The following is a 15,320-nucleotide window of genomic DNA, read 5'->3' on the forward strand; positions in this document are numbered from 1 at the left end:
ACGCGGATTCATCATCGCGGAATTCCGGACCCGCTCGGGCCCGGAATCCCGCAAGACGTTCCGCGAAGACGTCGGTCACGTCTTGCGATAGCGCCGCGCGATCAGGGCATCGAGGGAGAGCATGCCGGGGCCGCGTGCCATCACATAGAGAAACGCCACCGCCCAGAGCCCGTGCGTCACCCAGGCACCGGGATAGACGAAGATCTGGATCACCGCCGTCATGATCAGGAGCGACAGCGCCGCGTAGCGGGTGGCGAGGCCGATCACCAGGAGCACGGGGAAGACGTGCTCGGCCATGGTCGCCAGATAGGCCGCGAGCGCCGGATCGATGATCGGCAGGGCGTATTCATGCTCGAAGAGAAAGAAGGTCGAATCCTTCAAGGCAAAGCCATCGACCTTGGTGCGCCCGCTCAGCCAGAACACGGCGGCGGGGAAGATGCGGGCCGCCAGCGCGATCAGCTCATGCGGCGTCCTGGCCATGATGCCGTTGCCCGTCTCGATCCAGACGGCGAGGCGCTGGACGAGTGGTGGTCTGACGGTCTGGGCGGCAGGCGTTTCGACGGCATTCATGGCTGGTCTCCGGTCGGGGTTGTCGAATCATCAAGGGCGAGCGCGCTCACGAGGCCGAGCGAGAGGGCGCGCCCTAGGGCGATGCCGGGTTCGCAGGTGCGATCGCGCGCATGGGCAGCGTGCGCGGCATCGGCGAAATGCGGATCGGCCTGCAGCGCGGCGATGAAGGCTGCTTCGCCGGGTGATACGGCGAGCGTGATCACCGCGTCATGCGGGCGGGCAATGAGCGTGGTCTCGGGCTGCGGCGCGGTGATGCGCTGCGGGGTCGCGCCGGGCTGGTTCATCCGCCAGATGGTGAAGGCGGGGTGGTCCGAGGCAACGAGGCGCAGGCTCGGATGCAGCGTGATGCGCAAGGCGCCTGGATCAGCTTGTGCGAATTCCGCCAGCGCGGCGGGCGCGACCGGCTCGGCATCGGCGGCGCGATAAGCCTCGCCGCGGGCATATTCGATGCGTGCCACATCGGCGAGATAAGGCAGGCTCTGGGCCGGCGGGAAGGCGGCGAGGAAGGCGGGAAAAGCGTCGCCATATTCCATCAGGACGGGCGAACGCGGCGGATGTGCCCGGATGAAGGCATGGGCCACACCCTTGAAGAAGGCGTCGCCGACGAGGCGTTCGATCACCGGGAACCGCGCTTCGAGCGCCTTGATCAGGCTGCTCGCGACATTGTTGCGATAGACCGCGAAACGCGCTTGCGCGATCTCGGGGGGATAGGCGGCGAGGCCGGCGGGCAGCGCATCGTCGAACAATGCGCGCGCGAAGGCGGCTTCGCCTGCGACCGGCGCATCATGCGGCATCGACATGACGACCTCCCGTTGGGCGGGCCGCTTCCAGCACGGCGCCTGCGCGCTCCGCTTCCGCCATCAGGGTCGCGAAATCGGGCACGTCGTTGTCCCATTCGATCAGGGTCGGTGCCCGCCCGGCACGCGCGAGCGTTTCCGCGTAGAGGGTCCAGACCGGATCCGCCACAGGTGAGCCGTGGGCGTCGATCAGAAGCGGTGAGCCGTCGGGCAGTGTGTCCGCGTCATGCCCGCCGAGATGAATCTCGCCGACGGCGGCAAACGGGAAATCCGCGAGATAGGCGCGCGCATCGAGCCCGTGATTGGTGGCGGAGACAAAGACGTTGTTGACGTCGAGCAGGAGGCCGCAGCCGGTACGCGCGACGATCTCGCGCAAAAACTGTGTTTCCCCGAGCGTATTCTCGGTGAATGCGACGTAGGTCGAAGGGTTCTCGAGGAGCATCTGCCGCCCCAGCTTCTCCTGCACCTGGTCGATATGATCGCAGATCAGCGCGAGCGTCGCGTCAGTATAGGGCAGCGGGAGCAGGTCGTTGAGGAAGACATTGTCGTGGCTCGACCAGGCAAGATGCTCTGAGAAGCTCTCCGGCTGGTAGCGCGCGCACAGGGTGGCGAGCCGCGTGAGATGCGCAGCATCGAGCGGGCCGGCCCCGCCGATCGACAGGCCGACGCCATGCACGGAGAGCGCGTAATCGGCCCGCAGCCGCTCGAGGCGCCGATGCGCCGGGCCGCCTGCAGCCATGTAGTTCTCGGCATGGATCTCGATGAAGGCGAGATCGCGCCTTTGCGCGGTGAGTGCCTCGAAATGCTCTGCCTTGAACCCGATCCCGACGCCTTCCGGCAGATGGGAGGCGTTGCTTGTCCTGTTCATGCCACTCTCCTTTTCTCAACGCTCTGTTTGTCAGCGCGCGCCTCTGATGCAGCGCGATCTCCCCTCTCCCTCCGAGGAGAGGGGCCGGGGGGTGAGGGGCGCTGATGAAGCGGGGTGAGGGGCGCTGATGCAGGGCGAATTGCATCACCGGGAAACGTCGCGGTTCCACCCTCACCCCTGTCCCCTCTCCGCAAGGGAGAGGGGAACGCTGGCATCGATTGCTCCGCTCGAAGCGTCAGCCGCGCGCCGGGATCAGGCCGGGCGTTCGATCTCTTCCAGCGAGCCAGGGCCGTGCGGCGTATCGATATCCTCGCAGGTGCCGGCGGGGACGAGGCTCCAGGCATTGCCCTGGTAATCGACAGTGGAGGTGCCGGCGCAGGTGGTGCCGGGGCCGGCGGCGCAGTCATTTTCGCCCGCAAGCGCGACGCCGTAGCACTTCTCCATTTCGTCGGCATGCACCGCGCCCGGGACAGCGGCGAAGCTCAGCGCCATGGCGATGGATCCGGCGAGCGCCAGCGATTTGGTGTGCAATTTTCTATCCGACATGAGTCATTCCCTTCTGTGTTGCGTGACGGAAACCGCATCAGCTTCCGGGAAGGGGTTCGCGCCGGTGCCGCATTTCGTTACGCCGCGCACGCTCTTGTGTTCGTGCCCTCACATCCGCTCACGGATGTGTCATCGCGCCGCAGGGTGGCCGGGGCGAAATCGCTTTCCTTGCATGCGCGTCCATGGCCTTCGGGGTCCCGATCAGGCTTTACCGGATATTCGTCATTGGCGTGCATCATTGCCTGGAGAAGTCGGGGCCGGGTATGCATCGGACGATGGGCGGGCCCGATCCAGCAATGTGATGCGAGTCTGCCATGTCGATCCTTACCATTCTCGTTCTCGCCGCTCCGGCACTGATCATCCTCGCGGCGATCTACGACGTCTTCACGATGACGATCCCGAACTGGCTGTCGCTGGCGCTGGGCGGATTGTTCGTCGTGACCGTGCCGTTTCTCGGACTGGACTGGTGGACAATCGCCATGCATCTCGCAGCGGGAGCCTCGATCCTCGCCATCGGCATCGCGATGTTCGCCGCCGGCTGGGTCGGCGGTGGCGACGTGAAGCTCGCTGCCGCGACATGTTTGTGGGTGGGCTTCAGCCTGATGATCGAATACTTCTTCATTGCCGCGATCTTCGGCGGCATCCTGACGATTTTCATCCTGCTGATGCGTCGCCTGCCCTTGCCGGCTACAGCCCAGCGCGTCGACTGGATCGAGCGACTGCACAATCCGGCGAACGGCGTGCCCTACGGCGTTGCGCTGGCATTTGGTGCGATCCTCGTCTTTCCGCGCACGACGCCCTGGATAGCCGTTGCGACGATGTGAGTCGGTGATTCCCGGATTTGACGGAGCAGCGCGCGGTCGAGGTCGCCGGGCGATGCAGGCAGGCCCGGGCAAAACGCTTCCCGAGCGCAAAAAACATTGAAATCTTTTTCAGAAATGATAACCAAGCATCGTTAATTAATTTTTATGCTACATTAAGGAGATATCCATGATTGCGTCACTTGCGCCTCGCCCTTCCGTGTCAACTCCTGCTGCGGAAAAGGCCGCCGCGCCGCTCGGCGGTTTTGGCCTGCCGTCTCAGCCAGAACCCGTTGCCACCAAAGGGCTGAGCAGCCTGGCTGCCACGCAAGCCCCGCTTATCGCCTGTACCGGGATCCCTGATCTCGAAAGCCCTGCGGTTATGCGTCTTGGGGGCTTCGATCTCGACTTTCTCGTCGATCGTGCGCGTCAGGAGAACGCATTCGTCGGTCGCGACCATGCGCCATCGGTGATCCTTGTCCACGATTCGGGTGATGACGCGCTCAATGACCTCGCCGCCAAGCTGAAGGACTTCAGCGGCGATATCGTCGAGCCTGGCGGTCACGTGGCCATTACCGGTCCGCGCGGCACGTATTCTGCTGCAGACCTGCAGGCCGCCGCCGATGAATCCGGGCTGACGATCCTCGTCGCCGAAGGTGGTCGTAGCGGTGCGACCGTCTATCGCCCGGATGCCGATGAGGCCGAGTTCGATCCCAATATCAGCGTCGATGACGGCGGCGCCATGACCCGCTGCCCGGGCCCCGGCTCCATCGATTTCGGTAACTGATCGCCTGACCACACCGCATGGTTCTACCTGCTTCGACCACCTCCGCGACACGCTTGCGGGGGTGGTTTGCGTTCTGTCACCCCGCAAAGAACAGCCAGATCACGAAGCCGATGGCGAGGAAGGGCAGGCTGCGTCCGACGATGAATATCTGCCAAGACCACCAGCGGCTCTTCGCGCCCAGCGCATGGACGATCTTCTGCGGCGGCATCAGCCAGCAGAGCAGCCCCGCGCCGACGACACCTGAAATGATCACCGTGTTGGTGCCGGCGAACTGGTCCATGAAATCGAGGTAGGGCATGCCGGCGACCGTGACCTCCACCGGTGTGAAGCTGCGCGCCGAGGGCAGGCCCAGAAACAGCATCGATCACGCCACGATGGCCACGGCGCGGGCATGGTGCAGCCGGAACTCCTCCTCGACCGCCGCGACGAGGGCGGCGCGTCGTGACGTTTGCGACCTTGTCCGGCATGGCGCTTCCTCCCCGGCCCGGATTTCAAGCACGGGAGTGCGGGGCGAACCAAATCGCGGAGGCGCGCGGACTCACACCTCCACGAGTTCCGTCTCGATCCGCGCCTGCGCATGCAGGGTGCGGTGGACGGGGCATTTGTCGGCGATGGCGAGGAGGGAGTGCCGGGTCTCCTCGTCGAGATCACCCGAGAGGCGGATGCGGCGGTGGAAGACGTCGATCTTGCCCGGATTCGCCTCGCAGCCCTCGCAATCCGCCGCATGGCTCTTCTCGTGGGTCACGTCACAGGTGACATGGTCGAGCGCGATCTTCTTGCGGCGCGCATACATGCGGATGGTCATGGTGGTGCAGGCGCCCAGCCCCGCCGAGAGCAGCTGATAGGGGCTCGGCCCGAGATCGCTGCCGCCCAGGGCTTGCGGCTCGTCGGCGACGATCTGGTGGCGACCGTTCACCGTGACATCCTGACGAAACCCTGCCGGATCGGCCTCGGCCACCCGCACCACGCCCTCCGGGGCATTGTCCGCAGATGCTTCCTCGGCAAGATCGAGATAGCGGGCCGACCAGGCGGAGATGACGTCGGCGGCATATTCTGCATCGCGCTCGCGGCTGAGCAGGTGATCGGCATCGTCGAGGGTGATGAAGCTCTTGGGATGGCGCGCGGCGGTGAAGAGCTCGGCGGCATTCTCGATCCCGACCACATGATCGCGCGGGGCATGCATTACCAGCAGCGCTGTACGCAGCTTCGCCAGAGCTGCATCGAGCCGCGCGGCGCGGACATCCTCGACGAAGTCGCGGCGGATTTCGAAGGGCCGGCCCGCAAGCTCCACCGTGGCGCTGCCGTCTTCCATGACGGCAGCGAGCGAACTGCCGAAATTGTGCAGCACATGAGAGGGATCGGCGGGCGCGCCGATGGTCACGAGCGCCTTGAGGTCCGGCAGTTCCGGCGCTGCCGCGATCGCCGCCGCACCGCCAAGCGAATGGCCGATCAGAAGCTGCGGCGCCATGCCCTCATCGGCGAGCCAGCGGGCCGCCGCCACGATATCGGCGACATTCGAGGAAAACCCGGTATTGCCGAACTCGCCCTCGGAATGGCCCAGCCCCGTAAAGTCGAAGCGCAACACGGCGATGCCGAGTGCGGCCAGCCGTCCGGCAATGCGGCGTGCGCCGGCAATGTCCTTCGAGCAGGTAAAGCAATGGGCAAACAGCGCGGTGGCCCGAATCGGCCCTTCCGGAAGGTCGAGCCGCGCCGCGAGCGATGCATCGGAATGGCCTTGAAAGGTGATCTTGCGAACCCGCATGGTTGTCTCCCCCGAGAGAAATATGATTGTGCGTCATCAGATTCGCGCCTGTTGGCATCAGCGGCGCAATCCGCGCCATTCGCGCCAGCGCCGCACCCCGACGGGAATCAGTGCGAGCAGGGCGAGGCCGACGAGGGCGGTGATGATCTGCGGCGTCATCACGCTGCCCAGCGAGATCTCCTCGCCGCGCGCGAGCACGCTGCCCAGTCCCGCGCCGACCGAAGAGAACACGTAGGTCGCAGGGGCAATTCCGATGAACGTGGCTGCGATGAAGCTCGTCAGCTTCAAGCCGAGGAAAGCGGGGGCGAGATTGACCACGAAGAAGGGAAAGACCGGGACCAGCCGTAATACCAGCAGATAATTGAACCCGTCCTTGCGAAAACCCTCGGCCATCCGTGAAACCGCCCCCCCGGCCTGCCGGCGCAGGAAATCGCCCAGTGTCGTGCGGGCGATCAGGAAAATCGCGGTCGCTCCGGCGGTGGCCCCGATGATCGTGAGCGTGCCGCCCAGCAATGTGCCGAAGAGAAATCCGCCCGTCACCGTGACAACGGCGGCACCGGGGATCGAGACGGCAACGAAGACGGCGTAGAAAATGAGATAAGCGATGATCGCGATGGCGAAATTCTCTTCGACGAAGCGGGTGAGCGCCGCCTGGTTGTCCGCGACTGTCTGGAGGTTGACATGGGCGTCGAGGCCGAGCGCGAAGAATCCCGCGATCAGCGCGGCCAGAACCACGAAGGGCGCGATGCGCCACAGCCCGCGCTTGCCGTTGAGCTTTGGCGGCGCGGTATCATCTGCAATATCCGTATTCTTCGTCGGGTGATCGACCATGTTTTGTCCTGACGCCTGACCATCATGCCCCCATTGCCGGTTGCCCGGTATGCGCGTTGTCACTTGAGGCCCGGCTGGGTGATGATGCAAGCCCCGTGCAAGCTGTTGACGGGATCGTGTACGTGCGTGAGCCGGTAGCGGATCGGGCAGGGCTCTGCACGCTTTCTTCCAGCGTGCTGAAACATGTTCGATTTCGGCTTGTTAATTTTTATTTCGAGATTTTTATTTTGGAAAGGCCGCGCGTAAGTAAAAGATTTACGCTGATTCATATTATGCCCATGTATTGGATCCGAGTCAAAACTGTCATGCTTGAAAAAATTTGCGGTTTGACTTAGTTTTTATGAGTGATTCGGGTCTTCATCTCTGAATCGCCCCCTTGTGGGTTCGTTTCCTCCCTGAACTTGGGCCGCAATTCTTGCGGCCTTTTTTTTGGAATTTCAAAAATTCGTCAAAAACATCTCTTTTTCGCATCTCCCGTATGACGATTTCGCCTGTGACGCCGTATTCGCGCGCGATTTTGCAAGTTCCTCAAGGTTGTGTTCCGACATGCCATTCATCCGCGCGCATCGGAATGCGCGCGCACATGATTGCGCTGCAGCCCGTGATCGGGCAATGACGCAGCCGGTTCCCGCAGCAATCGGATCAGGCCATGTCGCACGATTCTTCTTCCCGCACTTGTCTCGCCATCATTCTTGCCGCCGGCGAGGGCACGCGGATGCGCTCGGACAAGCCAAAGGTGATGCATGAAATCGCCGGCAGGCCGATGCTCGGCCATGTGCTGAGTGCCGTTCAGGCGGCGGGCGCCACGCGCATCGCGGTCGTGGTCGGGCCCGATCGCGCCGATGTCGCCGAAGCCACGCGCGCCTTCGCGCCGGATTGCGTCATCTTCGAGCAGCGCGAGCGGCTGGGTACGGCGCATGCTGTGCTGGCTGCGCGGGATGCGCTGGAGGCGCCGGCGGACGATGTCATCATCGCCTTCGCCGATACGCCGCTGATTGATGCGCAGACCTTCGCCAGGTTGCGCGCGCCGCTCGGCGACGGCGCTGCGATGGCGGTGCTCGGCTTCGACGCCTTCGATCCGACCGGTTACGGGCGCCTCATCGTCGAGAACGGCAATCTGCGCGCGATCCGCGAGGAGAAGGATGCGAGCATCGAGGAAAAGCCGATCTCGCTGTGCAATGCCGGCCTGATGGCTTTCCGCGGCGATACGGTGCTGGGCCTTCTCGATGCGATCGGCAACGACAATGCCAAGGGCGAATATTACCTCACCGATGCAGTGGCGCTCGCAACGGCGCGCAAACAGACGATCGCGATCGTGCGCGCGCCCGAGCGGATCGTCCAGGGCGTCAACGACCGCGCCCAGCTCGCTGCGGCCGAGGCGGTGATGCAGGAGCGTCTGCGCTTGCAAGCGATGGCCGGCGGCGCGACGCTGATCGACCCGGCTAGCGTGCATCTGAGCGCTGATACCGTGATCGGGCGTGACGTCGTGATCGAGCCGAATGTCTTTTTCGGCCCCGGTGTCAGCGTGGGTGACAACGCCGTCATCCATGCCTTCTCCCATATCGAGGGCACGCAGATCGGCGCGGGCGCGCAGATCGGCCCGTTTGCCCGCCTGCGCCCCGGGACCAGGCTGGCGGAGAAGGTCAAGGTCGGCAATTTCGTCGAGATCAAGAAGGCGCAGGTCGGGCCGGGCGCCAAGGTCAACCACCTCAGCTATATCGGCGATGCGCAGATCGGTGCGCGCGCCAATATCGGCGCGGGCACGATCACCTGCAATTACGACGGTTTCGACAAGCATCTCACAAGGATCGGCGAAGGCGCCTTCATCGGCTCCAACAGCGCGCTGGTGGCGCCGGTCACGATCGGCGAGGGAGCCTATGTGGGCTCCGGCTCCGTGGTGACGCAGGATGTTCCCGACGATGCGCTCGCCATTGCGCGCGGGCGCCAGTTCTCGCGGGCGGGCTGGGCGAGCGCCTTCCGCGCACGCAAGACGGGAAAGCCGGAAGGCTGAAAAACCGAGACGGTTTAAGCAATTTTGCAATAAAGCGTCAGATAAGTTGATTTGGGTGCGCGGCGGGTCATGACTTACCCATGACCGGCATACAGTCGTGCCTTGCGCTGCGGCGCGGCGCGGATTTTGCCAAAGGGGTAGCGAATATGTGCGGCATCGTCGGGATCATCGGCAAGGAGCCCGTGGCGGAACGCATCGTCGATGCGCTCAAGCGGCTCGAATATCGCGGCTACGATTCAGCCGGCGTCGCGACGCTGAGCCGGGGTGCGATGGCGCGCCGCCGGGCCGAAGGCAAGCTGCGCAATCTCGAAGACAGGCTCGACCGCCAGCCGCTCGACGGCATCATCGGCATCGGCCATACGCGCTGGGCCACCCATGGCCGGCCCAACGAGGCGAATGCCCATCCCCATGCCACGGACGATCTCGCCATCGTTCATAACGGCATCATCGAGAATTTCCGCATCCTGCGCCATGAGCTCGAAGATGCCGGCGTGCGTTTCGAATCGGAGACGGATACGGAAGTGGTCGCCCGTCTGGTCAGCTACGAGATTGCCGGTGGGCTCGATCCCGCCGCTGCCGTGAAGAAGGTGCTGCCGCGCCTGCGCGGCGCCTTCGCGCTCGCCTTCCTCTTCCGGGGCCGCGAGGATCTGATGATCGGCGCCCGCAGGGGCTCACCTCTCGCCATCGGCCACGGTGAGGGCGAGATGTTCCTCGGCTCCGACGCGCTGGCGCTGGCACCTTTCACCGAGACGATCACCTATCTCGAAGAAGGTGATATTGCGGTGCTGACGCAGACATCGCTTCAGGTCTTCACCGAGGAAGGCGAGCCGGTCGAGCGACCGGCCCAGCAGATCGCCGCCGGCGCCTTCATGGCCGAGAAGGGCAATTACCGCCATTTCATGGCCAAGGAGATCCACGAGCAGCCGGAAGTGGTCGGGCGTACGCTCGCTGCCTATACCGACATGGCGAGCGGCCTGTCGCGCCTGCCGGATGGTGTGGATGTCGACTGGAAGGCGCTGTCGCGCATTACCATCACCGCCTGCGGCACCGCCTATTATGCCGGGCTGGTGGCGAAATACTGGTTCGAGCGCTTCGCGCGCATCCCCGTCGAGATCGATGTCGCCTCCGAATTCCGTTATCGCGACGCGCCGCTCGACGAGAACGGGCTGATGATCGTGATCTCGCAATCAGGCGAGACGGCGGATACCCTGGCGGGTTTGCGTTACGCCAAGGAGCACGGGCAGAGGGTGCTCAGCGTCGTCAATGTGCCGACCTCTTCCATCGCCCGTGAGAGCCATGCGGTGGCGCAGACGCTGGCCGGGCCGGAAATCGGCGTGGCTTCGACCAAGGCCTTCACCTGCCAGCTCACCGTGCTCTTCGCCCTCGCGCTCCAGGCCGGCCGCGCGCGCGGGAGCCTGAGCGAGCCAAATGAGCGCGCGATGGTCGATGCCCTGGTCTCGGTTCCGGGCCTGATGAACGAGGCGATCCGGCACGAGGCCGCGATCAAGGCGCTGGCGCGGGATCTGTCGAAGGCGCGCGACGTGCTTTATCTGGGGCGTGGCCCGTCCTATCCGATGGCACTCGAAGGCGCCCTCAAGCTCAAGGAAATCTCCTATATTCATGCCGAGGGCTATGCGGCAGGTGAACTCAAGCACGGGCCGATCGCGCTGATCGACGAGAGCGTTCCCGTCATCGTCGTCGCGCCGCATGACGAGGTTTTCGAGAAGACGATCTCCAACATGCAGGAAGTCGCTGCACGCGGTGGGCGCATCATCCTGATCACGGATCAAAAGGGTGCGGAGGAGGCCGGGATCGAGACGATGGCGACCATCGTGATGCCCGATGTCGCGCCCATGGTGGCGCCGATCCTTTACGCGCTGCCAGTGCAGATGCTGGCCTATCACACGGCGGTCTTCATGGGAAAGGACGTGGACCAGCCACGCAATCTGGCCAAATCCGTCACCGTCGAATAGGCGCGAGGTTGGCGCAACACGGCCGTCCGGGATCACCCGGACGGCCATGGATTGTTCGTCTGCGATCAGTCCGAGGTGCGATCAGTCCGAGGGGAGCATCACCGCATCGATGACGTGTATCACCCCGTTATCGGCCATGACATCGGCTGCGACCACGTTGGCCCCATCCACCACGACGGCGCCGGTATGCGCATCCTTGCTGATCGCCAGCAATCGATCGCCGGATTCCCTGATCGTGCGAATGTGGATCTCACGGCCGGGGAGCTGGTTCGATGTGAGAACACGCGGCAGGACATGATAGGACAGGATAGCCGCGAGTTGATCGCGGTTTTCCGGCTGCAGCAAGTCTTCGACGGTGCCATCCGGCAGAGCTGCGAAGGCGTCGTCGGTCGGAGCAAAAACAGTGAGATTCTCACCGGTTGCCAGAGCGTCGGCGAGGCCGGCGGCCTGTGCGGCGGCGAGCAGCGTTTCGAAAGTGCCCGCTTCCTGCGCGGTTTCGACGATATTATCCGCCATCGCGGTGCCGCCCAAGGCCATCCAGGCCGAAACGACGGTTGCCAGGAAAGTCTTTCTCATTGATTTCCTCCGTTGTCTGATCATCTGCGATCAAGATAACCAGTCTTACGGAAGAGCAATGTTTTCAGATTGATCACGAGCGCGTGAATACGGCGAGATTCATAACGGGTCAGCGGATTTCTGCTTGTCGGGCCTGGTCGCCACCGATCGCGCAACGCCCGGACCGCTCCGGGCGCGCGCAGAGCATGGCGGTGCCGTCACAGCATGGCGAAGACGCGTGACGGCCCGCCTGTGCCGCCCCGGACCTTCGGCGCCCCAAGGACGAGCGTGGCGCCGGTCGCGGGCAGGGCGTCGAGATTGGCGATGCATTCGAGCCCCCAGCGATTGGTGGGCAACCATTCGTAATGTGTCGCAAAGTCCGGCGAGGGGCCGTGATCGAGCGACAGCGTGTCGACGGCGATGCCGATGGCGCCGGTCTCCTCAAGCAGCATCTGCGCGGCCTCGACATGGAAACCGGGGAAATGCATGACGCCGTCATCATCGGCGTTGCGAAACTTGGCATCGTTGACGAAGGCATCCCAGCCCGAATTCATCGCCACGCAACAATTCTCCGGAAGCGGGCCGTGTTCCGCGATCCAGGCGCGCAGGTCGTCCGGGGTCACCTGCGCATCCGCATCGGCTGCGGCTTTCTCGCGGATATCGACGATGGCGAGCGGGACCACGAGATTGCTCAGCGGGATTTCCGCGACGCTCTGCCCGTCTTCGGAGAAATGCAGCGGTGCGTCGATATGGGTGCCGGTATGCTCGTTGATGGTGTTCACGTTGAGGTTGAACATGTGTTCATCCCAGGTGAAGACCTCCTCCACGAAGAATTGCTGCTCGCCGAAATAGGTCGGAAACTCCGGGAACAGCTCGTGCGTCATGTCCTCGACGCGCATCGCCCCCTGGGCCCGCGCAGCCGGCGTGGCGGCCATGATGCCGCTCGTTGCGGCAGCTGCCGCGACGCTGCCGGTGGCCGCGCGGCGAAACAGATCCCGCCGGCTCATCATCCGGCGCTTGACGCTCTCCATCACGCAATGTGTGCACATGATCGACTTCCCCTCGTTGCGGCATTGATGCCTTGTGGGGACGAGTGGAGCGCGATTTTCGAATGAGCGCAAGTATTCGGTTGGTGTCAGCAAGAAAGTTTATGTTATAATATCTATGGCTGATGCCGGTCCTGCGGTCCCGGTCGCGCCGATGCGAACAGATACAGCGCCAACGCTGCGGCAACCAGCAAGCCGAAGGCGCCATAGAGCGTGGCATAGCGTTCGCCCGCATCCAGTCCCGCGCGCTCGCTGGCATTGATGAACTGGCCGGATATCCATTGGATGATGCCCGCGCCGGAGATGAAGATGAAGTTCATGAAGGTCACGCCGCGCCCGATCAGGTGCCGGGGGAAAAACAGGCGCGCATGGGCCATGATGATGCCGTAGGTCAACCCCGCCCCTCCGATCAGCCCGATCAGCGCCACGCTGGCTGCCGCGCTCTGTGCGCCGAATCCGGCAAGGGCGAGATAGGCTGCTGCCGTGACGGCGCTGCCGATGACGGCGGTGCGTTTGGCATCACGGATGAGGCGCTCGAGCGGACCGTAGGCGAGCGCGCCGATCGACATGGTGATCGCCATCAGCAGTGCCGCATTCCCGGTGGCGGTGACGCTGTAACCATGGACCTGCGAGAAGAAGGGTGCGATCCACAGGCTGCGCGTGGCGATCACGACGGCATAGCTGACGAAGGTGATGGGCAGGATCAGCCAGAGCGTGCGCAGGCTGACGATCTCGACGAGGCCGTCGATCATGCCGCCGCTGCCGTCGCTGCTGTCGATCCGCTCCGGATCGCGCAGGACGAGAAAGGCGAGCAGCGTCGAGAGTGCCGTGATCGCGGTGATTCCGACCATGCTCCAGCGCCAGCCGAAGAGTTCCACCGCGAGCGCCAGCGGCGTCGTGCCGAGCAGGTTGCCGAGTGCGCCGAGGCCGACGAACAGGGATGTGAACATGGCGAATTTCTCCGCCGCGTGATTGCGCGCGAAGAGATAGAGGCTGCCCATCAGGATCGCCGAGCAGCCGATTCCGATCGCCGCCATTGCCGTGAGTGCGGAGACAAACCCCGTCGCAGCTGCCATCAGGCCGCAGCCGATCACGGCGAAGATCATGGTGGTGGCGATGGTGCGGCGCGGGCCATAGCGGTCGAGCGCATAACCGACGGGGAATTGCGCGAGGGCAAAGGCGGCAAACCAGATCGCCGAGACGGCGCCGAGCTGCGCGGAATCGAGCCCGAGATCGCGGCTGAGATCGACGGAGACGATGGCGAGAAAGGCGCGGAAGAACTGGCTGAGCGTGTAGGCGAAGAGCAGCGTCGCAAATATCATCATGATAGGAAAACCCGCCCCGCAATCTTTCACCGTACTATCGGCCCGACAATGCAGCCTCGCACCCAAAAGGCCAGTCGCATCGCCGCGCTTGCGGATTTGGGAAAGCGCCGGGTGCGCCGATCATGATTGCCGCCGGGCGGGTGACGGGGACCTGTCAGAAAGAGGCGCGCGTGATGAAGCGTGCGACCGTCAGTGATGACAGAGATTCATCCGCCACCGATCCTTCCTCATGGCATGCCATGACTTTGCCTTGCCACGTGCAATCGGCCCCCTCAAAACGACCGCGGCAAGCCCAGCACGTGCTCCGCGAGGTGGGAGAGGATCAGGTTGGTGGAGATCGGGGCGACCTGGTAGAGGCGGGTTTCGCGGAATTTGCGTTCGACGTCGTATTCCTCGGCGAAGCCGAAGCCGCCATGGGTCTGGACACAGACATTGGCCGCCTCGAAGGAAGCGTCGGCGGCGAGCATCTTGGCCATGTTGGCCTCCGCCCCGCAATTCCCGCCGGCCTCGTAGAGCGCGATCGCCTGCTGCACCATCAGCTCGGCGGCGCGCATCTGGGCATAGGCCTTGGCGATGGGGAACTGCACGCCCTGGTTCTGGCCGATCGGGCGCCCGAACACGCTGCGCTCCTTCGCGTAGGTCGTTGCCTTCTCGATGAACCACTTGGCATCGCCGATGCATTCTGCCGCAATGAGAATGCGTTCGGCATTCATGCCCGAAAGGATATAGCGAAAGCCCTTGCCTTCCTCGCCGATGAGGTTTTCCGCCGGTACACGCAGATCGTCGAAGAAGATCTCGGTGGTGGCGTGGTTCATCATGGTGCGGATCGGGCGGATGGTCAGCCCGTTGCCGATGGCCTCGCGCATATCGACGATGAAGACGGAGAGTCCCTCGGTGCGCTTCGCCACCTGGTCGCGCGGGGTGGTGCGGGCGAGCAGGATCATCAGATCGGAATATTCCGCCCGGCTCGTCCAGATCTTCTGGCCGTTGACGATGTAGCTATCGCCCTCGCGCCGGGCGAAGGTCTTGAGCGAGGTGGTATCCGTGCCCGAACTCGGCTCCGTCACGCCGAAGGCCTGGAGCCGCAGCTTGCCGCTCGCCACATCGGGGAGGTAGGCCTGCTTCTGCGCCTCCGATCCATGGCGCAGGACCGTTCCCATGACATACATCTGCGCATGGCAGGCAGCCCCATTGCCGCCCGCGCGCTGGATCTCCTCGAGGATCGCCGCCGCCGCCGAGAGTGGCAGGCCGGCGCCGCCGTATTCCTCGGGGATCAGCGCGGCGAGATAGCCGGCTTGCGTGAGCGCATCGACGAATTCCGACGGATAGGCGTTCTCGCGGTCGAGCTTGCGCCAGTATTCGCCCGGAAAATCGGCGCACAGACGGATTACCGCCTCGCGGATGTCCTGATGGCTGTCGATCATGCCCGCCTCTCCCATCACATCCTCC

At 64.0% G+C, this 15,320-nt stretch carries 15 protein-coding genes; 4 read left to right on the top strand and 11 right to left on the bottom strand.

What is annotated here, in order from left to right:
- Positions 1-75 precede the first annotated feature (75 nt).
- From GA0071312_RS10100 to GA0071312_RS10115, 4 genes are all read right to left on the bottom strand, one after another.
- Positions 76-570 carry a DoxX family protein gene (locus tag GA0071312_RS10100; protein WP_074444867.1) on the bottom strand — a complete coding sequence of 165 codons (495 nt, stop codon included), beginning with the start codon at positions 568-570 and terminating at the stop codon, positions 76-78.
- Positions 567-1,370: an HvfC/BufC N-terminal domain-containing protein gene (locus GA0071312_RS10105; protein ID WP_083204490.1), complete on the bottom strand. Its 804-nt coding sequence runs from the start codon at positions 1,368-1,370 to the stop codon at positions 567-569. The genes GA0071312_RS10100 and GA0071312_RS10105 overlap by 4 nt, the downstream gene beginning before the upstream one ends.
- Positions 1,354-2,235, bottom strand: coding sequence for an MNIO family bufferin maturase (gene bufB, locus GA0071312_RS10110; RefSeq protein WP_074444869.1), 882 nt, complete (start codon positions 2,233-2,235; stop codon positions 1,354-1,356). Before bufB ends, GA0071312_RS10105 begins: the two co-directional genes overlap by 17 nt.
- A 252-nt stretch (positions 2,236-2,487) precedes the next feature.
- Entirely contained in the window at positions 2,488-2,781 is a 294-nt protein-coding gene (locus tag GA0071312_RS10115) for a BufA1 family periplasmic bufferin-type metallophore (RefSeq protein WP_074444870.1), read from the bottom strand.
- Between the two features lie 314 nt (positions 2,782-3,095).
- Here GA0071312_RS10115 and GA0071312_RS10120 point away from each other — a divergent pair, with 314 nt between their 5' ends.
- Both GA0071312_RS10120 and GA0071312_RS10125 read left to right on the top strand, forming a co-directional pair.
- The gene (locus GA0071312_RS10120) at positions 3,096-3,605 is read left to right on the top strand and encodes an A24 family peptidase (protein ID WP_074444871.1); all 510 of its coding nucleotides are present in this window, start codon (positions 3,096-3,098) and stop codon (positions 3,603-3,605) included.
- A gap of 166 nt (positions 3,606-3,771) precedes the next feature.
- Complete coding sequence (locus tag GA0071312_RS10125; RefSeq protein WP_131817770.1) at positions 3,772-4,368, top strand: hypothetical protein; 597 nt, start codon at positions 3,772-3,774, stop codon at positions 4,366-4,368.
- Positions 4,369-4,444: 76 nt separating this feature from the next.
- On the opposite strand, the gene GA0071312_RS10130 is transcribed toward GA0071312_RS10125, so the two are convergent.
- From GA0071312_RS10130 to GA0071312_RS10140, 3 genes are all read right to left on the bottom strand, one after another.
- A complete protein-coding gene (locus GA0071312_RS10130) occupies positions 4,445-4,729 on the bottom strand; it encodes a hypothetical protein (protein WP_074444873.1) in 285 nt (94 codons plus the stop codon).
- A 177-nt stretch (positions 4,730-4,906) separates the two neighbouring features.
- Positions 4,907-6,130, bottom strand: a complete 1,224-nt coding sequence (locus GA0071312_RS10135; protein ID WP_074444874.1) for a bifunctional alpha/beta hydrolase/OsmC family protein — start codon at positions 6,128-6,130, stop codon at positions 4,907-4,909.
- Positions 6,131-6,187: 57 nt separating this feature from the next.
- Positions 6,188-6,961, bottom strand: coding sequence for a TVP38/TMEM64 family protein (locus GA0071312_RS10140; protein WP_083204491.1), 774 nt, complete (start codon positions 6,959-6,961; stop codon positions 6,188-6,190).
- 649 nt (positions 6,962-7,610) lie between these two features.
- Between GA0071312_RS10140 and glmU the strand changes: the two genes are divergently transcribed.
- Positions 7,611-8,972, top strand: coding sequence for a bifunctional UDP-N-acetylglucosamine diphosphorylase/glucosamine-1-phosphate N-acetyltransferase GlmU (gene glmU / locus GA0071312_RS10145; protein ID WP_074444875.1), 1,362 nt, complete (start codon positions 7,611-7,613; stop codon positions 8,970-8,972).
- Between the two features lie 146 nt (positions 8,973-9,118).
- The gene (gene glmS / locus GA0071312_RS10150) at positions 9,119-10,945 is read left to right on the top strand and encodes a glutamine--fructose-6-phosphate transaminase (isomerizing) (protein WP_074444876.1); all 1,827 of its coding nucleotides are present in this window, start codon (positions 9,119-9,121) and stop codon (positions 10,943-10,945) included.
- A gap of 81 nt (positions 10,946-11,026) precedes the next feature.
- On the opposite strand, the gene GA0071312_RS10155 is transcribed toward glmS, so the two are convergent.
- The 4 genes from GA0071312_RS10155 to GA0071312_RS10170 form a co-directional block, all read right to left on the bottom strand.
- On the bottom strand, positions 11,027-11,521 hold the full coding sequence (locus GA0071312_RS10155; RefSeq protein WP_074444877.1) for a fasciclin domain-containing protein: 495 nt from the start codon (positions 11,519-11,521) through the stop codon (positions 11,027-11,029).
- 197 nt (positions 11,522-11,718) lie between these two features.
- Positions 11,719-12,549, bottom strand: a complete 831-nt coding sequence (locus GA0071312_RS10160; RefSeq protein WP_074444878.1) for a cyclase family protein — start codon at positions 12,547-12,549, stop codon at positions 11,719-11,721.
- Positions 12,550-12,662: 113 nt separating this feature from the next.
- The gene (locus GA0071312_RS10165) at positions 12,663-13,871 is read right to left on the bottom strand and encodes an MFS transporter (protein WP_074444879.1); all 1,209 of its coding nucleotides are present in this window, start codon (positions 13,869-13,871) and stop codon (positions 12,663-12,665) included.
- Between the two features lie 272 nt (positions 13,872-14,143).
- Positions 14,144-15,295: an acyl-CoA dehydrogenase family protein gene (locus tag GA0071312_RS10170; protein WP_238947170.1), complete on the bottom strand. Its 1,152-nt coding sequence runs from the start codon at positions 15,293-15,295 to the stop codon at positions 14,144-14,146.
- Between the last annotated feature and the right edge of the window lie 25 nt (positions 15,296-15,320).

This window comes from Saliniramus fredricksonii (assembly GCF_900094735.1).
GTDB lineage: Bacteria > Pseudomonadota > Alphaproteobacteria > Rhizobiales > Beijerinckiaceae > Saliniramus > Saliniramus fredricksonii.